The 20783-nt window shown below is 57.1% G+C and carries 27 protein-coding genes, 2 tRNA genes and 1 rRNA gene; 13 read left to right on the forward strand and 17 right to left on the reverse strand.

All coding sequences use genetic code 11. The features are described from left to right. Positions 1-11: 11 nt before the first annotated feature. The 4 genes from A3L02_RS06680 to A3L02_RS06695 form a co-directional block, all read right to left on the reverse strand. Positions 12-782: an HD domain-containing protein gene (locus A3L02_RS06680; RefSeq protein ID WP_088863194.1), complete on the reverse strand. Its 771-nt coding sequence runs from the start codon at positions 780-782 to the stop codon at positions 12-14. Between the two features lie 44 nt (positions 783-826). Beyond that, complete coding sequence (locus A3L02_RS06685; protein WP_088863195.1) at positions 827-1243, reverse strand: type II toxin-antitoxin system VapC family toxin; 417 nt, start codon at positions 1241-1243, stop codon at positions 827-829. A 34-nt stretch (positions 1244-1277) separates the two neighbouring features. After that, positions 1278-2510: a translation initiation factor IF-2 subunit gamma gene (eif2g, locus tag A3L02_RS06690; RefSeq protein WP_088863196.1), complete on the reverse strand. Its 1233-nt coding sequence runs from the start codon at positions 2508-2510 to the stop codon at positions 1278-1280. A 90-nt stretch (positions 2511-2600) separates the two neighbouring features. Further along, complete coding sequence (locus A3L02_RS06695) at positions 2601-2978, reverse strand: 30S ribosomal protein S6e (protein ID WP_088863197.1); 378 nt, start codon at positions 2976-2978, stop codon at positions 2601-2603. A gap of 139 nt (positions 2979-3117) precedes the next feature. Between A3L02_RS06695 and A3L02_RS06700 the strand changes: the two genes are divergently transcribed. Beyond that, complete coding sequence (locus tag A3L02_RS06700) at positions 3118-3291, forward strand: preprotein translocase subunit Sec61beta (RefSeq protein ID WP_088863198.1); 174 nt, start codon at positions 3118-3120, stop codon at positions 3289-3291. On the opposite strand, the gene A3L02_RS06705 is transcribed toward A3L02_RS06700, so the two are convergent. Next, positions 3288-3944 (reverse strand): hypothetical protein, encoded by a 657-nt coding sequence (locus tag A3L02_RS06705; protein ID WP_088863199.1) that lies wholly within the window; start codon positions 3942-3944, stop codon positions 3288-3290. The two genes, A3L02_RS06700 and A3L02_RS06705, sit on opposite strands and share 4 nt — an antisense overlap. A 91-nt stretch (positions 3945-4035) precedes the next feature. Between A3L02_RS06705 and engB the strand changes: the two genes are divergently transcribed. Further along, the gene (engB, locus tag A3L02_RS06710; protein ID WP_088863200.1) at positions 4036-4659 is read left to right on the forward strand and encodes a GTP-binding protein EngB; all 624 of its coding nucleotides are present in this window, start codon (positions 4036-4038) and stop codon (positions 4657-4659) included. Here engB and A3L02_RS06715 read toward each other — a convergent pair. Next, positions 4606-5070 (reverse strand): Lrp/AsnC ligand binding domain-containing protein, encoded by a 465-nt coding sequence (locus A3L02_RS06715; protein WP_088863201.1) that lies wholly within the window; start codon positions 5068-5070, stop codon positions 4606-4608. The genes engB and A3L02_RS06715 overlap by 54 nt on opposite strands. A gap of 182 nt (positions 5071-5252) precedes the next feature. Between A3L02_RS06715 and A3L02_RS06720 the strand changes: the two genes are divergently transcribed. The 3 genes from A3L02_RS06720 to A3L02_RS06730 are packed head-to-tail and all read left to right on the forward strand — an operon-like array spanning position 5253 to position 7589. Beyond that, a complete protein-coding gene (locus A3L02_RS06720; RefSeq protein ID WP_088863202.1) occupies positions 5253-6320 on the forward strand; it encodes a Clp1/GlmU family protein in 1068 nt (355 codons plus the stop codon). A 45-nt stretch (positions 6321-6365) separates the two neighbouring features. Beyond that, positions 6366-7196 carry a geranylgeranylglycerol-phosphate geranylgeranyltransferase gene (locus A3L02_RS06725; protein WP_088863203.1) on the forward strand — a complete coding sequence of 277 codons (831 nt, stop codon included), beginning with the start codon at positions 6366-6368 and terminating at the stop codon, positions 7194-7196. A gap of 12 nt (positions 7197-7208) precedes the next feature. Then, on the forward strand, positions 7209-7589 hold the full coding sequence (locus A3L02_RS06730) for a ribonucleoside-triphosphate reductase (protein ID WP_088863204.1): 381 nt from the start codon (positions 7209-7211) through the stop codon (positions 7587-7589). A 99-nt stretch (positions 7590-7688) separates the two neighbouring features. On the opposite strand, the gene A3L02_RS06735 is transcribed toward A3L02_RS06730, so the two are convergent. From A3L02_RS06735 to scpB, 4 genes are all read right to left on the reverse strand, one after another. Next, positions 7689-8492: an OB-fold nucleic acid binding domain-containing protein gene (locus A3L02_RS06735; protein ID WP_088863205.1), complete on the reverse strand. Its 804-nt coding sequence runs from the start codon at positions 8490-8492 to the stop codon at positions 7689-7691. Then, positions 8489-8866 carry a replication protein RepA gene (locus A3L02_RS06740; protein WP_088863206.1) on the reverse strand — a complete coding sequence of 126 codons (378 nt, stop codon included), beginning with the start codon at positions 8864-8866 and terminating at the stop codon, positions 8489-8491. Before A3L02_RS06740 ends, A3L02_RS06735 begins: the two co-directional genes overlap by 4 nt. A gap of 10 nt (positions 8867-8876) precedes the next feature. Beyond that, positions 8877-9941, reverse strand: coding sequence for an OB-fold nucleic acid binding domain-containing protein (locus tag A3L02_RS06745; RefSeq protein WP_088863207.1), 1065 nt, complete (start codon positions 9939-9941; stop codon positions 8877-8879). Positions 9942-10074: 133 nt separating this feature from the next. Then, complete coding sequence (gene scpB, locus A3L02_RS06750) at positions 10075-10674, reverse strand: SMC-Scp complex subunit ScpB (RefSeq protein ID WP_088863208.1); 600 nt, start codon at positions 10672-10674, stop codon at positions 10075-10077. A gap of 123 nt (positions 10675-10797) precedes the next feature. Between scpB and rrf the strand changes: the two genes are divergently transcribed. After that, a 5S ribosomal RNA gene (rrf, locus tag A3L02_RS06755) occupies positions 10798-10919 on the forward strand. Positions 10920-10927: 8 nt separating this feature from the next. Next, positions 10928-11005: transfer RNA gene (locus A3L02_RS06760), tRNA-Asp, on the forward strand. Positions 11006-11304: 299 nt separating this feature from the next. Here the strand turns inward: A3L02_RS06760 and A3L02_RS06770 are convergent. The 3 genes from A3L02_RS06770 to gcvT form a co-directional block, all read right to left on the reverse strand. Then, positions 11305-11444 (reverse strand) — tRNA-Trp (locus A3L02_RS06770). A gap of 27 nt (positions 11445-11471) precedes the next feature. Beyond that, positions 11472-12311 carry a DMT family transporter gene (locus tag A3L02_RS06775; protein WP_088863851.1) on the reverse strand — a complete coding sequence of 280 codons (840 nt, stop codon included), beginning with the start codon at positions 12309-12311 and terminating at the stop codon, positions 11472-11474. 40 nt (positions 12312-12351) lie between these two features. Then, entirely contained in the window at positions 12352-13548 is a 1197-nt protein-coding gene (gene gcvT, locus A3L02_RS06780; protein WP_088863210.1) for a glycine cleavage system aminomethyltransferase GcvT, read from the reverse strand. A 101-nt stretch (positions 13549-13649) separates the two neighbouring features. On the opposite strand from gcvT, the gene A3L02_RS06785 reads away from it, so the two are divergent. Beyond that, positions 13650-14486 (forward strand): universal stress protein, encoded by an 837-nt coding sequence (locus A3L02_RS06785; protein ID WP_088863211.1) that lies wholly within the window; start codon positions 13650-13652, stop codon positions 14484-14486. A 92-nt stretch (positions 14487-14578) separates the two neighbouring features. On the opposite strand, the gene A3L02_RS06790 is transcribed toward A3L02_RS06785, so the two are convergent. Beyond that, positions 14579-15166 (reverse strand): endonuclease dU, encoded by a 588-nt coding sequence (locus A3L02_RS06790; protein WP_088863212.1) that lies wholly within the window; start codon positions 15164-15166, stop codon positions 14579-14581. Beyond that, positions 15163-15468: a divalent-cation tolerance protein CutA gene (cutA, locus tag A3L02_RS06795; RefSeq protein WP_088863852.1), complete on the reverse strand. Its 306-nt coding sequence runs from the start codon at positions 15466-15468 to the stop codon at positions 15163-15165. The genes A3L02_RS06790 and cutA overlap by 4 nt, the downstream gene beginning before the upstream one ends. 78 nt (positions 15469-15546) lie before the next feature. On the opposite strand from cutA, the gene A3L02_RS06800 reads away from it, so the two are divergent. Further along, positions 15547-15822 carry an acylphosphatase gene (locus A3L02_RS06800; RefSeq protein WP_088863213.1) on the forward strand — a complete coding sequence of 92 codons (276 nt, stop codon included), beginning with the start codon at positions 15547-15549 and terminating at the stop codon, positions 15820-15822. On the opposite strand, the gene A3L02_RS06805 is transcribed toward A3L02_RS06800, so the two are convergent. Next, positions 15812-16405, reverse strand: a complete 594-nt coding sequence (locus A3L02_RS06805) for a regulator of amino acid metabolism, contains ACT domain protein (protein WP_088863214.1) — start codon at positions 16403-16405, stop codon at positions 15812-15814. The genes A3L02_RS06800 and A3L02_RS06805 overlap by 11 nt on opposite strands. Positions 16406-16515: 110 nt before the next feature. Between A3L02_RS06805 and A3L02_RS06810 the strand changes: the two genes are divergently transcribed. The 4 genes from A3L02_RS06810 (at position 16516) to A3L02_RS06825 (ending at position 19342) form a co-directional block, all read left to right on the forward strand. Then, complete coding sequence (locus A3L02_RS06810; RefSeq protein ID WP_088863215.1) at positions 16516-17406, forward strand: ADP-dependent ribose-1-phosphate kinase; 891 nt, start codon at positions 16516-16518, stop codon at positions 17404-17406. Positions 17407-17603: 197 nt separating this feature from the next. After that, complete coding sequence (locus A3L02_RS06815; protein WP_088863216.1) at positions 17604-17891, forward strand: hypothetical protein; 288 nt, start codon at positions 17604-17606, stop codon at positions 17889-17891. Positions 17892-18031: 140 nt separating this feature from the next. Continuing rightward, positions 18032-18565, forward strand: a complete 534-nt coding sequence (tfe, locus tag A3L02_RS06820) for a transcription factor E (protein ID WP_088863217.1) — start codon at positions 18032-18034, stop codon at positions 18563-18565. Between the two features lie 42 nt (positions 18566-18607). Continuing rightward, the gene (locus tag A3L02_RS06825; protein ID WP_088863218.1) at positions 18608-19342 is read left to right on the forward strand and encodes a DUF2110 family protein; all 735 of its coding nucleotides are present in this window, start codon (positions 18608-18610) and stop codon (positions 19340-19342) included. Here A3L02_RS06825 and A3L02_RS06830 read toward each other — a convergent pair. Further along, positions 19326-20693, reverse strand: a complete 1368-nt coding sequence (locus tag A3L02_RS06830; RefSeq protein ID WP_088863219.1) for a hypothetical protein — start codon at positions 20691-20693, stop codon at positions 19326-19328. The genes A3L02_RS06825 and A3L02_RS06830 overlap by 17 nt on opposite strands. Positions 20694-20783: the final 90 nt, after the last annotated feature.

The following is a 20783-nucleotide window of genomic DNA, read 5'->3' on the forward strand; positions in this document are numbered from 1 at the left end:
AACGGCGGGGGTTAAATAACCTTTTCCAGAACCTCCTCACCGGCATGTATCCTCAGCCTAACCATCCCCCTGAGCAGGGAGCTCCTGACCTTCTTCGTGAGTATCTCGTCGACCTGGAAGATCCCCGCGGGATGCTTCATCCATATCTCGATGAGGATGGGCTGCTCCTCATCCCCTTCGCGTATCTCCACCCTCTCTATAGCCAAGGCCGAGACCGCGTGGATGTCCACCTTGTCCCTCTTGTAGGCGAGCCTGCTCCTCCCAGCCTCCATGTCGCAGCCGTCCGCTATGGTGACGAGGGAACCCTCGATGGTGGTGCAGGGAACGGCCTCGTCGTGGGTGTATATCGCGTTCAGCGTCAGGGACTTGAGGAGGAGGGGGTCCCTATCCTCGAACTCCCCCACGAGTCTCTCTATTATCGGTTCCGCCAGGAAGACGCTGAATTCGTAGTGGTTTATCCTGTGTATCATGTTCCCGATATCGTGGAACAGCGCCCCGAACGCCACTATGAACTTGCTCCAGCGGAGGGGTTTGCCGAGCTTCTCCGCGGTGGTCTCCATCCCGAACCTCTTGACGATGTTGAGCAGTTCGAGGGCACGGCGCGTCGTCAGGAGGACGTGAACGGGACCGTGGTCGTTGAAGCCGTAGACGTTCAGAACGATGTAGTTGGTCGTCTCGAAGTAGTAGCGGTACTCCCGAAAGGTCCTCTCGTAGAGTTCGTAGAGCTCCCTATCGCCGAGGAGTTCCCTTATCTCGTCCAGCAGCTCCTTCTCCGCGTACATCCTTTTCACCCACGGGCGTGGAGAAGAGGGGGTTTTAAGGGTTTTCACCCCAGCATTCCCTCGAGCTCCAGGATCTTCCGCGAGCGCAGGTAGACGACCGGGATCCCCCTCTCCCTCAGGCGCTTTTTCAGTCCCTTATCGTTGGTGCAGACGACGACGCGCTCGTTTTTCACCGCGAAGTCCAGGATCTGGTCGTCGATGGGCTTCTCGCCGAAACGGCCCACCTCCACAACCTCGAACCTCTCCGCGAGCTTCTTTGCCATTCTGATGGCCACCAGGTCCTTCCCGCGGGATTTGCGCTCTATGACGTCCAGCTCACGGAGGACGACGTTGGGGACGGCGATCCTGAAGCGCACGTCAAGGACGCGGTTCAGCTCGGATACTACATCAACGCCGAACTGCCCCGGAACGAGCAGAAAGTTAGTGTCGGGGATTACGATCCACTCCCTCCTCTCGGGCATGACCTTCACCAAAAGCAATGAAGAAAGGGGACGCTCACTCCTTTATCAGGCCGTAGCCGATGAGGCGCCACCTGCTGCCGACCTGCCTGCTTATGGCCACCCTGTCGCCGACCTCCGCGCAGACCGGTATCTGGAGCTTGAGCTCGACCTCGTCCTTTCCGAGGCCGGTGACGAGGCCCATCGTTCTTGCCGTCCCGACGTTGAGGAGGAGCATCTCCCTCCTCTTTATCGGCTCGACCTTGAGTTCCTCCTCCGTCCCAACGACGCGTTCGAGGAGGTGCACCTCGAGTCTAAGGTCGTTCCAGACGGGAGGCAACTTGCCGGGTTTTCCGACGACGTTCCCCGCCATGAGGTCGCCCTTGGTGAGGTAGGGGTCGAGCTTTGTCCCAACCCCAACGAGACCGCCTGGGTAGGCCTCGTCCACGAACCTCCCTCCTGCCTGGAGAGAAACGATCTCCGTGGTTATGGGCTCGTACTTTATCCTGCCGTGCTCCTCGTAGGGAACGCCGGGCTTTATCTCGATCTCGTCTCCGACCTTGAGCTTGCCCTGGATTATCGAACCGCCGATGACGCCGCCCACGAGCTTCTCGGGTTTGGTTCCTGGCTTGTTGACGTCGAAGCTCCTCAAAATCAGCATCTTTGGGTTTTTCTTGAGGTCGTGCTTCGGCGTCGGTATGAACTCCTCTACGGCCTGGAGGAGGACGTCAACGTTGGCGCCGTGAAGGGCGGAGATCGGGATTATCGGAGCGTTCTCAGCCACGGTGCCCCTGACGAACTCCTTTATCTCCCGGTAGCGCTCCATAACCTTCTCCTTGTTCACGAGCTCTATCTTGTTGAGGGCTATGACGATGTTCCTGTTGCCGACTATCTGGAGGGCCATTAGGTGCTCCCTCGTCTGGGGCATTACACCCTCGTTAGCCGCTATTACGAGAACCGCACCGTCCATCAGTGATGCCCCTGCGAGCATCGTCGTCATCAGCGCCTCGTGACCTGGAGCGTCTATGAAGGAAACGCGCCTCTCAAACTCCGTCTTCGCACCGCAGTACGGACAGACGGGAGAGGTGGAGTACCTGCCGCACTTCGGGCACTTCCTTATCTCCGCGTCCGCGAAGCCTATCTTTATCGTGATTCCCCTTCTCAGCTCCTCGCTGTGGGTATCCGTCCATATCCCGGTTAAAGCCTTCGTGAGCGTCGTTTTACCGTGATCAACGTGACCGACCATTCCGATGTTAACCTCAGCCTGCCTGAACTCCTTCTTCTTCGCCATTTCTCTCACCCCTAAACTTAAAGAGACGGGCGGTTTATTAAGGTTACCTCAAGGGGAATTCGCAAGAAGAGAGATGGGGAAAGGGGAAGCTCAGAAGACGAGCTTCATGTTGACCTGAACGATCTCGGGGCTGATGGTGTTGCCCCTGACCGTCTTCTTCCTCCTCTCGCCCCTCTCCTTTGGCCTGAAGCCCGGGCCGCGGGAGACGAGTATCTTGACCCTCCTCGGGCCGTGGACGTCGGGGCGCATTGCGAAGCCGTCCCTGTCGGTTCCACCGGTTATCCTGAGCTTAACGTCACCCGGTATCTCCTCGCCGAATATCTCGGTGAGGTTGAGCCCGAGCTCGCTCGCCGGTATCTCGTCCCCTATGCGCTTCCCCACGAGTTTTTCCGCACTTTCCCCGCTTATCTCAACCTGCCTGGCTATCCCGTTCCTCGGGTTGGATATAACGAGCTTAAATGTCGCCATTTCCTCCCACCTCCTCTGTCATTAGCGGGATTCATTGGGTAAACCCCTTATCCAGTGAGCGCTGTGGTTCCCTCTTTAAAAAGTTTCCCATCAAAACTTTTTTATACCTCCCGCCGTAGGCAATCGGGAGGTGAGGTGAATGGCAAAGGAAAAAACAACGCTTCCGCCAACCGGCGCCGGTCTCATGAGGTTCTTCGACGAGGACACCAAAGCGATAAAGGTAAGCCCCAGAGGCGTCATAGCGCTTACGCTTATCCTGGTGGCCCTTGAGATACTCCTCAACGCCTTCGGCCCACAGATCTTCGGCGGCTAAATGAAGCTCGTCTTCTTTAACCCCCTCGCATTTAATTCCTCGTTGATTATCCCCCTGACCACTTCCTCGAGCTGCGTTCCGATAAGCTTGTCCACGTCCTCCTTGATCTTGTCGATGTCATGCCTCAGCCCCTCGAGCAGTCTGATGTACTCCTTGGCCATCTCAAGCTGTCCCTCCTGCCTTATCAGCTGTTCTTTGAGGTGCTCGAAGTCCTCCTTCATCACCTGGAGCTTCCTGAGTTCACCCTGGAGCTCGTCGAGTTTCTTAGTCAGCCCGTAGTTATCCTCCTTGAGCTTCTCGATAAGTCCCTCCTTAGTCTCGAGCTCCCTGACGAGGGAGTTGTACTCCTCCGCTATCTGGTTGAGCCTTTCTATCTCCCTTAGCGGGGGAACCTTGCCGTTCCCGAGGATTATAACGTCCGGCCCGACGTTGACGATGTCGCTCGGTTTGATCTTCAGCTTCCTCTCGCTGGAGAACATGCTCTGGCCCTTACCGAGGTTCTCCACCTCCCTCATCTTCAGGATGAAGTAGAACTGGTCTCCCTCAACCTCCACGTTGATGTCCGTGACGTAACCGAGGATCTTGCCCTCGGTGAGCGAGATGACGAACTTGTTAACGAGCTGGTTGGCCCTGGCCTCACTACCCTCGACCATAAACACCACCGTGACCATTTGTATCTTCGCCTACTTAACTTTTCCGCCAAGGCTTATAAGGTGAAGAATCTTCACCTCCCCCGGTGAGACGATGATAATATTCGTAGGGCGCTCGAACGTTGGTAAAAGCACCCTCATCTTTCGCCTGACCGGGAAGTGGGTGAAACGCGGGAAGAGGCCTGGGGTAACGAGGAGGCCCGTTGAGGTGAACTGGCGCGGAAAAAAGGTGGTGGACATGCCCGGCTTCGGCTTCATGAGCGGGGTTCCAAAGCGGGTTCAGGAGAGGGTTAAGGACGAGATAGTTCGTTTCATCGAGGACAACGCGGGGGAGATAGAGCTCGCCGTCCTCGTCGTGGACGGAAAGGCCGCGCCGGAGATAATCGATAGATGGGAGAAGCGCGGGGAGATACCGATAGACGTGGAGTTCTACGGGTTCCTGAGGGAACTGGGGATACCGGTCGTGGTGGCCGTCAACAAGATGGACAAAATAAAGAACATCCAGAGAACGATCAACTTCCTGGCCGGGAAGTTCGGAGTTCCATACGGCGAGATAAACGAGACCTTCGTTCCGGTTTCGGCGAAGTTCGGAAAGAACCTGTTCGAAATGAGAAAGCTGATGGAGAAGAAGCTCAAAGAGGGCAGGAAAAAGCCTCCTGCCGGATCAGAGAACCTCGAGGACGATGTGGGTGATGGTCTCCTTGAGGCCGTCGAGTGAGGCTATCTCCTCGAGTACCTCGTCGAGCCTCGTCTTGTCCGCCTCTATTATCAGGTCGATATCGCCGGTGACGCGGTATATCTTCTTTATCCTGAGCTTCTTGATGTGTTCGTAGACGTACTTTCTCTTCGTGGGCTCTATCTTCACGAAGACGAAGACGTCACCCTTCTTCTCGCCGAGGAGATCGAGGGCCTTGTCTGTGAGGTCTATGAAGCCCCTCCCCGTCCTTATGTAGCCGAGTTCCTTGAGGATCTTGAGGTGGTTGCTCAGTGCCTGTCTGGTGATACCGAGCTCCTTGGCGAGCTCATCCTGGGTCTTCTCAACGGTGTGCACCTCTATGGTCTTTCCTTCCTCGTAGAATTTCTTAAGCAGCCTCATCTGCCTTGGGGTCAAGGTTGCTCCATCCTTCATAACCTGAGCCTCCTTTGATTTGTTGTTTACCAGATATTTCGTGTTTTATGTAAAATTCTTCATCGTGTTAGTTACATCTCTGCACGCATGCCTTTATAAACTTTTACATACCTTTTCAGGACATCGGGACAGGGTACAAACCCGGGGATTATTTTTTAAAGTTGAAGGCACAGTTTGATACCATGAACAAGGCAACCTACACAGAGGACGTCCCGCCGGACAGGTTCGAGCTCATGGAGGGGATACTCCGCTTGGAGAAACCCTCCAAGGTTATGCTGATAGGGCCGACGGACAGCGGGAAGAGCACACTGCTGGCATTTCTGGCCAATAAACTCATCGAGAGGGGCCTGGGGGTTGCGGTGGTTGACGGTGACGTGGGGCAGAAGGGGATCCTCCCCCCGGCCACGGTGAGCCTCGCCTTCCCGGAGGGGCCGTTTGCGTCGGTCGGTGAACTCGAAGCTTACGCCCATTACTTCATTGGCACCACGAGTCCTGGAAGTTACATCGGTGAGATGGCCGTGGGGGTTAAGAGGCTCACCGACGTTGCCCTCGAGAACGCCGACGTCGTTCTCATAGACACCACGGGCTTTGTCACCGGTCGGGGGGTCGAGATGAAGCGCCTTAAGGCCGAGCTCGTCAGGCCGGACATGATCGTTTTTCTCGAGAGGAACGGTGAGCTTTCATACCTCAGGAGGGTCCTCTCCCCCTACGGGGAAACGGTAACGCTATCCGTCAGTACGAGGGCGAGGGAACACTCGAGGAGCGAGCGCAGGGAGGTCAGGAGGGAGAAGTGGAGGACCTACTTCGCGGACGCCTCGCTCGTTGAGGTTGACCTCTCCGCGATTGTCCCAACCGGAACGGAGCTCTTCAGGGGCAGGCCTCTGATTCAGGAGGAGAAGGACCTGCTGTCGGCCGTTTTCAGGTGGCTCGTGGTAGCCGGCTGGAAGGGTGAGAGGTACGTTGTCGTTAAGGCGGAGGCGGAAGGGGGGATCAAAGGGCACACCCATTACCCCGTTCACGCGGTCGATTTTGAAAGCCTGAGCAACCTCCTGGTGGGGTTCATTGACGGGGAAGGGTTGTGCCTCGGGGCCGGGATACTCAAGTGGATAAACTTCGGCGAGATGAAGGCGCAGGTTCTAACGCCCCTCTCACCGAAAGAGATTGACAAAGCCACTGAGCTCCGCTTCGGAAGGATAAGGGTGCTCGAAACCGGGGACGAGCTCGGCCACCTCAGGAGGGACGAGCTCTGAGCAAAGATTTTTAAGCCGGGAACCCAATGGAATTAGGTGGACCTAATGGAATTGAAGGCCTTCGTGGAGATAACCAGACCCCACAACTGTATCTTAGCCGGATTAGTGGGAGTTCTGGGTTCGATAGTCGCTGTGGGCCACTTTCCCGGTGTCATCACCTCACTCCTCGTGTTTTTGGTCGTCACGCTCGGGTGCGCCGGGGGCAACACGATAAACGACTACTTCGACTACGAGATAGATAGAATCAACCGCCCTGAGAGGCCACTTCCGAGGGGTGCGATGAGCAGGAAGACGGCCCTGTACTACTCGCTGTCCCTGTTCGCGGTAGGACTGGCGCTCGCGTACTTCATAAACACGGCCGACTTCGTGCTGGCCATCGTTGCCTACGCCGCCATGGTCCTCTACGCCTGGAAGCTCAAACCTCTTCCCTTCGTTGGTAACCTCGTCGTTGCGAGCCTGACGGGAGCGACGCCTCTATACGGTGCCCTGGCCGTTAACAGGATTGGCCTGGCTGGTTACCTGGCCCTCTGTGCGTTCCTGGTGAACGTCGCGAGGGAGGTCATCAAGGACATCGAGGATGTCGAGGGCGACATCACGAAGGGGGCGAAGACCCTTCCGATACTGTGGGGCAGAAGGAAAGCGGCCTACATAGGGGCCGTCTTTGCCGTCTTAACGGTTGTGGCCTCCTTCCTGCCCGTGAAGGCGGGCGTCGGCCTCGGCTACTACTCGATGGTGCCCGTTGATCTCATCATACTCTACGCGGCTTATCTCATACTTAAGAACCAGGAAAGGGAAGTGGCGCACAGGGCGCAGGAGCTCCTTAAAATAAGCATATTCCTGGCGGTTGCCGCCTTCATAATAGCGGCCGTGGTTTGAGGAGGTGGGATAATGGAGTTTGAGGATGAACTCGTGAGGAACCTCGAGTCGGAGGAGCTCTGGACGGTCGTCACTTTCAAGACGCCCTACGGGCCCGGTGGGACCCTCCAAAAACTCATTGAGGTCATGGAAAAGGCCGGATGGCGCGTTACATTTAGAGCCAACTGGTGGACATCGGATATCCCCTACGGGCTCGCGAGAATAGACGCCCGGAAGGGGAACAGGGAGAAGATACTGCTCGGAAAGTGGGTACTCGGCTCAAAGCTCAAGCTGATAAGGGTCGAGAACATGCCCCTGAAGGAGGGGAGGGACGAGTTCTTCCGCATGGTGGACAGCATAACCTCGACGCTGATATACGACCCGGTCATAAGGACCATGAGGGAGCAGTACTGACGGTTTTGATTTTTTGTGTCCCCGCCTTCTTCTAATTTTTCCAAGGGCATCGGCTTTTAAAATTTTAAAAGGTTAGATGGGCCCTAAAAGAAAAAGAAGTCACAGGGGCTCGTAGTAACCTATCTCGGGCTCGTATATCTCGCCCTCTGCCAGGAGCTCTGTTATGGCCTCCTCTATCAGCTCCTCATCGAGCTCCTTCGAGAGCTTCTTGACTATGAACTTGTGGGACAGCGCCTTGCCCTTCTCCCTGAGCAGGTCGAGAACCGCCTTCTTGGCCTTCTCAAGCTCCGGGTTCTCCGTCTTGGGTTCCTCCTCGAGGAGCTCTTCCTCCGGCAACGCCTCCTCGGCACTCCTGCGTTCGAGCATCATGGTGTAGAGCTCGTCTATGGTCGTTAGCAGGTCCTCACTCACACCCTTGTTCTTGGCTATCACCTTGGCCTTGGCCGTTATTCCGTACCTGTCGTAGATGTCGAAGGCTACCCTGGCCTTCTTGGCGTGCTCCACCTTCTCCGTCAGCGTCTCGAAGCGGTGGAGTATCCAGACGTTCGGCTCGACCTTCGCCACTCCCTCGACGAGGATGTGCTTGTCGTCGCGCCATTCGGAGATCTTTCCGATTATCTGAACGAGGTCGCCCTTCTTCACGAGGTTCACGAAGCGGGTGTTCTCCCTGAAGCCGAAGACCCAGATGGTTCCTGTACCGTCGTCGATCTGGAACCGCCCGTAGGTCTCGTCCTCGCTCATTATTGGCTCCCTGACGACGGTGGCGACGACCTTGGCGCGGTGGATCTTCCGCGCGTCCCTGGTTATCAGGTAGTTCGGCTCGAAGTCACCCTCGCTCCTGACGTAGTAGCCCTCTACGATGTCCTTGATGTGGACCCTGCTCGCCGGCAGTCTCTTCCTCATGGCTCCTCACCCCCGAAGAAGTCTATGATGCCCTCAACCTTCGGCAGGACTTTCCTCTCGAGCTCCCGTATCTCCTCCAGCGCCTCGAGGTCCGCCCCGCTGAAGTCCTGCACAACCTCGCCGTATACGTGGATACCCTCGTCGTTCCGGATAACCCTGCCGATGACACGAACCACCCCTCCCTCCTCGGGCAGGAAGTTCTCCTCGCTCTCGACGAGTATAACGCCCGTCCCGTCGTCGAGCCAGAAGGTGTAGTCTATCTTGTCGATCTTGAAGGCCTTCCCGATGAGGGAAACCCTCGTGTCGTCCTCGGCTATCTCCTTTATCTTCCTCTCAACCGCAGGCTTCCTGCGTCGGAACTTAACCTCCTCCATCGAAACCACCTCACATGAAGTCCGCGAGGGCCTTCCTCAGTTCGGCCCGCGCCCTCGCTATCTCGCGCTCCGGGTCAACCTCGTCCCATCCGAAGGCCTTCAGCATTAACCCCAGGAACTTGTCGTCCACGACGTTCCCCCTGACGACTATCTCCCTTCCGAGCAGGTAATAGAATTCCTCCTCGGCCAGCTTCCTCCCGGCCTCCCTAAGCGTCAGGCCGCTATCGACGAGCTCCTTGAGCTTTTCGGCTATTTCCTCCGGGTCCTTCCCGAGGAGCTCGGCCGCGTCGTCGCCGAAGAGGGTCGTCCGTATGTACCCCGTGGAGTCATCGAGGCCGAAGTCGACTATCGTTACTTTAATCGACTGGACCTCGCCGTGCTCCGGGCATACCCAAGTATCCGTTGCCGGGTCGTAGTCGACCTTCCTCCTGCACTTGGGGCAGGCGTCGTAGACCGTGACGCGGTAGAGCCTCGCTATCGTCCCGCGAACCTCCACGAACCTCTCGCCGCCCATTAGCTCCCCTATCTTCCTCCGCTGGTAGTTGTAGCTCCTCACCTCCTCGAGGGGCGGTATCTCAGCGGCGCGCGGATCCTCGGGGTTGGGTATTATCCTCGTCCTGAAGTTGGCGTGAAGCTCGACGCCGTTCCTTCCCTCCCTCACGCTCGGATCGATGATCTTGATGATGTCCCCCGGGTTGAGCTCGTTGTAGTATTTGGTCACGAGGCCGTCCCAGAGAACGAGTCTCGTCTTTCCGGTGGAGTCGTACACTATCAGGTTGGCCACCTGGCCCCTTGAACCGTCCTTCTTGTCGTATTCCCTGGGCGGGTACTTCCTCAGAACCCTCGCAACGATGTTAACGCCCGTCATTCCCGGAACGAGGTCGGCTATGTGGAGGAGTTCCTCCTTTCCCTCGAGGTTCACGCCAAGCTCCTCGGCCAGCATCAGGGCGGCGGCGTGCTCGGAGATCCCCTCCCTTGAGGATATCTCCCGTATTTTCTCCTCGATCTCCTCCCGTGAGAGGCCCTTTCTTCTCTTTATCGTCTCGATAATCTGCTCCTTCGTCAGCACTCCCATAACACTCACCCTGATGGTAATACGGGCAAGAACTATTTAAACCTTTCTCAAACTGCCTTGGGGAACTAAGTTTCTGGAAAAGGGGCGTGGTTTCGTCTTTTGAATGGGAATGGGGCGATAAAAAGGCCGGGGATCACTCCTCGCCTTTTTCTATGGATTCCTCCTCTTCGTTTTGGTCCCCGTCCCCGCCCTCGAGCTTCGCTATGAGGTCGCTGTACTCGGCGTGGACGACCTTTCCAAAGGCCTCCTTTATGATGTTCGGGTCGTTCTCGGGAAAGCCGTAGAGCTCCGCGAACTTTGGCGTCGTCCCGAGGAGTTTCGTCCTCTCGTAGGGTTCCGCGTAGATGAGCCCCATCTCGAGGAGCTTCCTCACGTGCTCGTAGGCCTGGCTCCCCCTGAGCTTAACGACCTTGCTCTGCTCTATCGGCTGGAGGTAGGCTATGAGGGCGAGGGTCTTCAGCTCGCCGGTTCTCAAATCGGGCCGCGGCATTAGGTGGATGACCCGGCCGCTGTACTCCTGCTTCACCTGCATGACGTACTTATCCCCCAGGACCTTCACGACCTCTATCGCGCTCTTCCTCTCCTCGTACTCGGCCGCTATGAGCTCTATAAGCTTCTCGAGGTAATCCAGGGACCTTATTCCAAGGGCCCTCGAGAGTTCCTTCAGGTTCAGCGGCCTTCCAGAAACGAAGAGGGCCGCCTCAACGAGCGCTTTATCCTCAATGAGCCCCATCCTTATCACCACCGTTGAAACTCGAGCCCCTCTCTTATAGGGTTTACCCTCCAATGATAAGGCGTTTGTTGAGATGCTAATGACCGTAACCTTTATAAACCCAGGCCGGGAGTTCCGTACCGGTACGGCGGTCATAGCGGCGGGGTCACACCCGGTCTCGTTTCGACCCCGGAAGTTAAGCCCGCCAGCGATCCCGGTTGTACTGCCCTCCGGGAGGGGGCGGGAAGCCGGGGACGCCGCCGGCCACTCAAACGCCCGGGTGGTGTAGCCAGGCCCATCATACGGGACTGTCACTCCCGTGACTCGGGTTCAAATCCCGACCCGGGCGCCAACAAACTTTTCTGGCGAAAAGTCCGTGATCCCTTTAAAAAGCACCTTCGCGAGTGTTTGCATTGTTAAAGGACGCTTAAAACTCGAATTCGAGATTAAAAGGCCAAGTCTAAGGGGGTTTGCAATCTCCCGCGCTCCGAAGGAGCACCATCCAAAAGCAAACCCCACCATAAAAGCTTTCTTAAGAAGAATGAATTCAAAACCCAAGAGCGGTCTTTATCTTTAGCAAACACCCTTAAACTGTTCCTTGAAAAAAGAATCATCCTTTTCCGTCAACGCTTTCGCAAGAAAGGGTTGATATGGTGGGGGCGCGGGGATTTGAACCCCGGTCCGCGGGTTTCTCCGGGTCAGAGCTCCAAAGGCTCATCCCCAATCAGCAAACCCGCAAGTCCTCATACCTCTGGAGCCCGCGATGATGGACCAGGCTACACCACGCCCCCATCCGGCTTAACCTATCCGGGCCAGGTTTATAAGTTTTGCTGTTCCTTCCCCAGGACGATGCCTGTCACTATCATGGCCAGCCCGACGACGGTCGCCGGGGCGATGCTCTCCCCTACGACGAGGGAGATGAAGAACAGGCTGAGAAAGGGCACGAGGTAGGCAAGGTTCGACGCGAAGGCCGTATCGCCCTCGATCGCCCTGTACCAGAGGAGGTAGGTAACGCCCATCTCGAAGAGGCCGACGTAGACGGCCCCGGCGAGACCCTCCGCTGGGGGGATGGCAAACCCACCGCCCAAGACCACCGCCACCGATACGTAGGCGAAGCCGAAGAGGAAGTTCCAGAACATCTTCTCCACGAGCGGCCTCTCATCGCGCAGGTTGAGGACCCAGTAAGCCGCCCACACCACCGCGCTCCCCAGGCCGAGGGCGACGCCGGACGGGTCAGTGAAGTGCAGGCCGGTAACGTCGCCCCCCGTGGCCACCACCAACGCCCCCAGAAAGCCGAGGAACAGACCGAGCACAGTTCTAATTCCAACCCTCCTCCCGAGGAGCGGTATCGACAGGATGACGAGGACGAGGGGCCACGTGTAGTTGAGGGCCTGGGCCTCCTGGGCCGGCAGTCTATCGTAGGCCGAGAAGAGGACCGTGTAGTAGAGCAGGGGGTTTATCAGGCCGAGGTAGGCCGAGCGGAGGTTTCCCTTCCCGGCTGAAAAACGCGGGGCGTAGAGTAACCCGAAGAGGACGAGTGAAGTTAAGGACGCGTAGAAGAGGAGCTGGAGCGGCGTTAGGTAGCGCAACGAGAGCTTGAAAGCGCTCGCGACGGTCGACCACAGCAGCACCGCACCGACGGCGTGTTTTCTGGGCATGATAGGGGAAAGGGTCGTGGAAATAAAAAGATTTGGGAGCTCACTCCTCCCTGAAGGCACCGTACCTCTTGGGGTCGTAGAAGGGCGGGGTAACGGTTACGGCCCTCTTCGGCTTGCCCCTTATCTCCACCTCAACTTCAACGCCCGGCTTTGCGTACTCCTCCTCCACGAAGGCTATCCCGATGCCGATGCCGAGGAGCGGCGAGAGCGTTCCGCTGGTCACCTCACCGATGACCTCGCCGTTCGCCAGGACGCGGTAGCCCTCCCTTGGGATCCCCCTGTCTACCATCTTGAAGTGCACCATCTTCCTCCCGAGGCCCCTCTCCCTCTGCTTCAGCAGTGCTTCCTTTCCTATGAACTCCTTGTCCCAGAAGAGGGCGAAGTCGAGGTTGGCCTGGAGCGGTGTGACCTCATCGACGTCCGTACTGAGGAGCTGGAGCTCCTTCGTCTCGTTGCCGTAGAGCGTGTAACCTGCCTCGAGGCGGAGCGTATCCCTGGCGCCGAGTCCCGCCGGCTTTATGCCGTACTTCTCCCCGGCTTCAAGGATGGTCTCCCAGACGTGCAGCGCCTTCTCTGGCTTGCCCCTCTTCGCCGGATCCGGGTGGTAGGGGCTGGCGTCCTCGAAGTAGACCTCCCAGCCGTTCTCGCCGGTGTAGCCGCTTCTCGAGAGGAGCATCTTTATCCCGTCGAGCTCGACCTCCTTCGCCTGGAACCACCAGAGGTCGTTGATGTCGATGCCGAAGAGCTCCTTCGCCAGGTCCCTCGCCCTGGGCCCCTGGACGGAGAACATCGCCATGTCGTAGGTCTTGTTCTCTATCTCGAGGTCGAGCTCGCCGAACTTCTCTATGGCACCTTTTATGGCCTTGAACCAAGCCTCGAGCTTCTCAAAGGCGTCGCTGTCGCAGACCATCATGTAGGTGTCGTTCCCCATGTTGAAGACGAGGGTTTCGTCCTTTACGGCGCCTCTCTCATTGAGGACGAGCGTGTAGGTTCCGCTTATCGCCGGCGGCTTGCTTATATCGTTCGTCGTGACGTACTGGAGGAACTTCAGCGCGTCTTTACCCCTGAAGATGAACTCCCCCATGTGGGAGACGTCGAAGATCCCGACGCCGTTTCTTACCGCAAGGTGCTCCTCCTTTATGCTCGAGTACCAGATGGGCATCTCCCATCCCGCGAACTCCTCAACCTTCTTCGCGTGCTCCCTATGCCAGTCGAAGATGTGAACCCTCTTGACCATGGCCATCACCGTTAAGGGTTGGTTCTGAACGTTATAACCCTTTCCAACACGTGGGCAACTGTAATAAACATCAAGTCCAAATTAATACCGGGGTGTTCATGATGTTTGAGAAAATTTTGTACCCGACCGACTTTTCGGAGGTCTCCCTGCACGCACTGCGCACCTGCGTTCCGGGGCTCATCTCGCTTGGGGTTAAGGAGCTTCACCTGGTTCACGTTATCGACATAACCATCGCGGAGTTCGAGGCCTTTGAGCTCGAGGACATCTACCGCGGGAAGCTCGAGAAGCTGGCCGATGAGCTCAGGGGCAGGGGTGTGAACGTGAACCCCGTGGTCAGGATAGGGATTCCATCGATGGAGATAGCCGAGGTGGCCGAGGAAGAGGACGTGGACCTCATCGTCATCCCGAGCCTCGGCGAAAACATCTGGCGGGCCATGTTCGTGGGGAGCACCGCCTCAAACCTCGCCAGGGCCACCAGAAAACCCGTCCTTCTCCTGAAGTATCGGAAAAAGGAGGAGGGGTTTGAGCCCGCGGTGGAGTGTTCCGAGATGTTCAGGAGGCCTCTGATTGCTCTTGACTTCTCAAAGTGCTCGATAAAGATAATCAAGACCGCTAAGAAGTTCGAAGAGCTCGTGGAGGAGGGAATCCTCGTCCACTCGGTCGACTACGGAAGGGTTGAGGAGGTCGAACACAACATAGCGTTGGCGAAGACCAACCTCGAGAAGTCCGCGAAGGGGCTGAAGGCACGGCTCGGGTTCGAAGTCCTCGTGGGCAGTGCGAGTCAGGCCATAATAGGGATGTCCCTGGCGAAGAACGCCACGCTTATAGTCATCGGCAAGAAGGGCAGAAGCTTTCTGAAGGATTTGCTCCTTGGAAGCACCGCGGAGAGGGTCATTAGGGACTCAAAGGTCCCGGTACTGCTCGTGCCGTGCGATTGAGACCTCAGACTGGAACGGCTTCCACATCAAGTTCGGTAGCTACCCTGTTGCCATCATCGGTCGTTTTTCCCTTTTCTTCCGGACTTATAAACCTACTCCCTGGTGCTCTCTCCGGTCATAACCGCGCTCGCCACCATGTGCGCCAGCCTGAGGGGCTCCGGGATGAGGCCGGTCCGGGTCGTGACCCTGATGACCTCCGCGGCCTTTCCCTCATCGATTCCGACCGCCTGGATGTAGAGTTTTCCGGGGATGAGCTCCGTAAGAGGGGGTGCCTTTCCGAGGAGGTCTATCCTCTCATCGGCATCGTCGAAGTGCTTTCTCAACGCGCTCTCCATGGCTCCGACGTCCGGCCTCTTCCTCACCACGACTATCACCGGCAACCCCGTCTCCGAGTGGACTCTCTCGAGGTCGACGACGTTGAAACCGGCGTAGGTTATCCCCTTTAAGAGGATCACCCTGAGGTCCTTGAAGCGGGAGGAGTTAACCGCTTCTATCATCGCGTCTGTGGCGTCGTTTCCGTCGACGGTTATCCAGCGGGAGAGAACCCCCACGACTTCCTGAGAACCCTTCATGACAACACCGATGAGGATGGTCCTACCCCTGCTGAGCTTGGAAGAAAAGGAGAAGGTTCCGTCGTCAAAACCGACCGTCCTTATCTGTGGCTTGACCTTCCTTATCATGAGAGCACCTTCTCGAGCCACTCCGCGTACTCCCGGTTCACCCTATCGACCTCGATGCGGGCTATCAACGGGGCCTCGTAGGGGTGCATCTCCTTTATGACCTCCCGCAGTTCCTTCCACTTCTCCACGCTCGTTTTCAGGATGGCGCCGACTTCTCTGTCATCCTCTATCTTCCCCTCCCAGGAGTAAAGGGCCCTGTGCTCCCTGAGGTTGGCGCAGGCGATTAGCTTTCTCTCGAGGAGGGCCTTCACTATCCGCTCGGCGCTCTCCCAGTCGGGGAAGGTCGTGTAGACGAGTATCATCTCCACGGCTCCTCACCGCTTATGAGCTCAACGGATAAACTTAAATCGGTTGTGGGGGTATAATCGATGGGATGAGACATGGAGAGGGTTAGGGCCCACCTCAGGATTCACGGGCGCGTTCAGGGGGTTGGCTTCAGGTGGAGCATGCAGAGGGAGGCAAGGAAGCTCGGCTTGAGCGGATGGGTGAGGAACCTGCCCGACGGAACGGTTGAGGCGGTGATCGAGGGCGACCCCGAGAGGGTTGAGACGCTCATCGGCTGGGCGCACCAGGGACCAACGTCCGCCAGGGTAACGAGGGTAGAGGTAAAATGGGAAGAGCCGGAGGGTCTGGAAGGGTTTAGGGTCACGGGGTAGCCTCAAGCCTCTCGAGGAGAACCCTCTTCGGGCAGTACTTGACCTCACAGTACTTGCAGACGAACCTCTCCTTGTCCTTTTCTGGTGTGTGGAGGATGAGCCTCCTGAACCCCTCCATCTCCTTGATGCGCATGAAGACGTCAACGGGAAGGGTTCCGTCTATCACTACGTAGAGCTTCGTGGGCTCCTCGCGGAGGTTCCTGCTGAAGACCTCCATAACAGGAACGTTGTTGTCCGAGAGGAGGGCGAGGACCTGCGAAAAACCCTTCAGGTACTCCCCCTTATCGAGCTCTATCTCCAGAACCTCCCATCCCATAAGGGGTGCGACGTCGATAAGGCTGGGCAGGGGATTGAGCTTTTCGAAGATTAGCTTGAGGGGATAGGTCTTCTCGATGTACTCTATCGTATGATAAACTATCTTCCGGTTGACGCCCACAACGCGGGCGAGCTCGCTTATGGGCACCTCCACGTTCCGTAGATATATCTTACCGTTCTTCACACTGAGGCCGTTCTCGAAGAGAAACTCCGCCACCTTCCTTCTGGCCGGGTAGTTCTTGAAGTAGGCCTCCAGTATGAACATCATTTTTGTTCACCTCTTACTCATATGTGGGTAGAAATGGATATTTAAATCTTTCCCCCGTTTCCCAAAGGTTATTAACAACGTACGCGTATCGTCAACTTCGGGGTGAAAGCGTGGTCGGGTTGGACGTTGTGGGAATCGGAAACCTCAACTACGACATCATAATGCTGGTGGATCACTTCCCGGAGTTTCACGAGAAGGTCAACGCGGGGGAGGCCTTCTTCGGATTAGGTGGTGCCGCGGCGAACACGATAAGCTGGCTGGCGACATTCGGTTTGAGAACCGGTTACATCGGAGCCGTTGGTCGGGACGAGATAGGGGGGGCACACCTGGCGTACTTCAGGAAGCTCGGCGTGGACACCGGCGGAATAAAAGTCGTTGACGTCCCCTCGGGCGTGGCCGTGGCGATGGTGCACGGTGAGGACAAGAGGATAGTAAAGTACCCCGGCGCCAACCTGATGAAGGAGGTGGATCCAGGTTACATCTCCAGGGCAAGACACGTTCACCTCTCATCCAACCCCCACGCAATAATAGAGAGGGTGGTGAACTTCGCGAATGAGAGGGGTATAACCGTCTCCCTCGACATAGGAGAGGCAGAGCTCCCGGGGGAGATAGAGGAGCGGGTTGACTACCTCATGATGAACGAGGACGAGTACCGGAGGAAGTTCGGCTCCCTCGACCTCTCGCTTTCCCGGGCCAGAAACCTCGTGGTAACGCTGAACGGCGGCGGGGCCCTGGTGAGGGACGAGAACGGAAACGTTCACGAGATAAGGGGGCTGAGCGCCCGCGTTGTGGATTCAACCGGGGCCGGAGATTCCTTCGATGCGGGCGTCATCTACGGGATTCTAAACGGCTGGTCGCTCGAGGATGCCGCCAGGCTGGGCATGGTGCTGGCCTACCTCACCGTCCAGAAGGTCGGCGCCAGAAGCGCCATCGTCCCGCTGGAGAAGGCCATGGAAGTTGCCCGGGAGAACGGCATCGAACTGCCCTTCAAGGAACTGTAACCACACCGTCTGCCTTTAATTTCGTATCCCCAGACCTTCCTTCCGGAAAAGTTCATAAATCCTGTAAAGCCGCCTTTTCACAAAGTTTAAATAATAGTAGGCACAACCCTTCCTAATGATCCTTTAGGAAACCTTAAAAATCCACATCCTAAAAGCCTTAGGGAGGCCGAAGAGTCTTTGGACTGGAGGTGAAGCGCTTGGAAATCGTAATCGACAACTTCAAACCGAAGATCACGCGTCCCTTCAAGAGGAAGAACGAGTACTGGGTCAAGCTCATTCTGTCGGATGGTGAGGAGTACATAATGAAATTCAAGACCCCGCTCGAGGCGGAGGACGCCATCTACGGCATGCTCGATGACCTTCAGGTCTACGGCGGGAAGGTCAAGCTTCATCTTAGGGAGGGCAACGTCATCGAGAAGATAGATGTTCTGGAGCTGTACAAACCCTCGGCTAAGGAGCTCCTCGATGAGTACTTCACCGATTGATCCATTCAACGTTCTTTTCTGTTCATCGGCGTTGGAAAAGTGACAAAAACCTATATATAGTTTAACCCACAAATCCTATTATCGACGGTACTTACGCGCTAAAACCAGCAGATTGAATATTCTCATGGAGGTCGTTCATCGTGGCGAGAAAGAAGAACAAGGAGCTCCTTGAACTCGCAATGGACATGGGCGGAGAGGAGGCCGTTGAGGTAATCAAGGCCCTCGAAAAGAAAAAGGAGTCCACCGATGAGGAGCTCGCCGAGATGACCGGGATCAGGGTCAACACCGTCAGAAAGGTTCTCTACATGCTCTACGACCAGGGACTGGCAGAGTTCAAACGCATCCGCGACAAGGAAACGGGCTGGTATTACTACTACTGGCACCTCGAGACCAAGCGTCTGCCCGAGATCATAAGGGCAAAGAAGATGGCCGAGCTGAAGAAGCTCAGGGAGATGCTTGAGGAAGAGACGAGCGAGGTCTACTACCACTGCGGCACGCCGGGGCATCCGAAGCTGACCTTCGACGAGGCCATGGAGTACGAGTTCCAGTGTCCCATATGCGGCAGAATGCTCATGCAGTACGACAACACCGCCGTCGTGGAGGAGCTCAAGAGGCGCATAGAGGAGCTCGAGATCGAGCTGGGCCTTCGGAAGAAGCCCAAAAAGAAGAAGTGATGTTTTGAACGGTCGTTTAAGTGAACTTCGGGGATGGTTGGAATGCAGGAAGTGGTTATTCTCGAGAAGGTTTACGGTGACAGAAGCGGTTTTCTCAAGCTCGACAAGAAGCTCAAAGCCCTCCTCGGGGACCTTGAGGTGGAGTGGAAGCTCTCCGCCGTGAAGAAGAACTGGGTCAAGGTTTCCCTGAAGGGGGAGGACGAGGAGATAAGCGCCAACGTCGTGCGCGAGGAGTTCGGGGAGGTTCCCTACAAGCTGAGCGCCGTGGAGGAAGGTGAAACCTACCGCGGGCGCTTCATAGACCTCGGTAAGGTTGGCTACGGCGCCTACGTGGACGTAGGGATATTCACGCCCAGGCCAAAGGACGCCCTCCTGCCCCTCCGCTACCTCAAGGGGGTATTTGGGGAGACACCCGTTAGGCAGATGATAAGGACCTTCGGCTGGGTCGATAACCTGCCCGTTGAGGTCACCGTTACGGACGTCGAGTTCGGTGCCAGGGAGGTCGAGGTGGCCTTCAGCGACGCCCAGCTGAGGAGGATAAAGGGCTGGATGAACGATGGCCACGACAAGCTCTTCATCGCGGGAACGATAAGCGAGAACGTGGAAAAAGCGCTTATCAAAACGGGCCACGGCCGGGACGTGAAGCGGATTGAGGAGCTTGGCCTCATGGAGACCCTTCTGGTGCTCAAGAGGGGAACCCAGGCGCCGGGCATAATCAAGGAGATAGGCCCTCACCTCAAGGGGACCGTAATCGGTGCGGTCAAGTTCCGGGGGTAAAGCCGTATATCAACCTGACGGTGAGCCCGGCCAGCAGTATGAAGCAGTAGGAGAACAGCGCTGGCACGAAGAGGGCCATCGGCGGGTAAACCGCCGTCATCAGAAGGAGGAAGGCCGTCTGCCCCCTCATCCTTATTCTTCTCCGGCCGTTCAGGGCCACGTAAGTTATCGCGGTCAGCGCGAGGAGGTTCTCGAAGAGGAACCTTCCCAGGTACCCCCATCCGTCGGGGGCTAAACCCCTGGGTATTTCCGCCGGGAGGCCGAAGCGGGTGTAGAGCAGGAAGACCCCAACACCGGTTATCAACAGGTAGGCGTAGTTCCTGAGGTGCCTCTTCGGGAACGTAAGGACGAAGATCACCGGGACGAGAACCATGCAGGGGTTAACCGTTATCAGCAGCAGCGTGAGGGCCGAGAGAACGAGGGTCTGGAGGAGGGCCTTCCACCTCTCAGGCGAGAACGTCACGTTGCTTATTACCGCGAGGGTTACGGTGAGGGTTGCGAGACCGGGGGCGGTGCCGTTGATGTGATGCAGGCTTTCCCTGAAGGTGGGGGAAACGAAGATGAGTCCAAACACCAGGAGGCCCAGTTCTCGCGCCCGTTTTGGGGCGAGGTAGAAGGAAAAGGAGGCCATCAGGAGGATCAGGACCCAGTGAAAGAACACCAGGTTCTCCTCGATCGGGGGCATGACCTTGAAGAGGACTCCCAGTACCGCACCCAGGGGAGAGGATGGAGACCCCCCGGCGGCGAACTTCAGCCCCTCAAGGAAGTGACGCAGGAACGCGTCGGTTGGCAGGGGTTTTTCCGCGGTGAGGTACCAGAGGCCGAGGAGGGAGGAGGAGAGGAGGTAGAAGCTCCCGGCGTGACCCCCATCGCGGCTCAGGTGAAGGAGAAGGATCAAGAACACCGCGAGGGCAACGAATAAAAAGGCGATCCTGGAGACCTCCGGTGGATTCCAGAGCCCTTCAAAGGCCCTTTCCGTGAGGTAGACGTTATCTTCAGACCCCGTTACCAGCACGGTGTCGTTGAGGACGACTATGGAGGGAAGGAGGGAGGCGTTTTCGGGGAGGCCCGTTCGGGCCCAGACCTTCGCCATCTCTGGGTTGTCGCGGACGTTGCCCACGAGGACGATCGTTCCTTTTCCGCGGGGTTTTACCGTGTGGAGCCTCTCGTCGATATAATAGGCCCAGCCCCTCGCCCAGTCATCGTTGCCGGCGATAACCGTGTAAGAGGAATTAGAGTGAAGAAACGCCTGAAACGCACTTTGATTGGGATAATAGGTTAGTCCGCCCGCGGAGACCGGCGGGAGGAGCGTAATGAAGACGAGTGTGAGTAGAACGAGGGCCCGTTTCATGCTCTCCCTCTCGGGTTGGATACCCGAAAGTGGTTAAAAAGTTAATGCAGCGCGGCCCAGAGGAGGACCGTGCCGGTCGATGGCATAAGA

The organism is Thermococcus celer Vu 13 = JCM 8558 (genome assembly GCF_002214365.1).
Lineage (GTDB): Archaea > Methanobacteriota_B > Thermococci > Thermococcales > Thermococcaceae > Thermococcus > Thermococcus celer.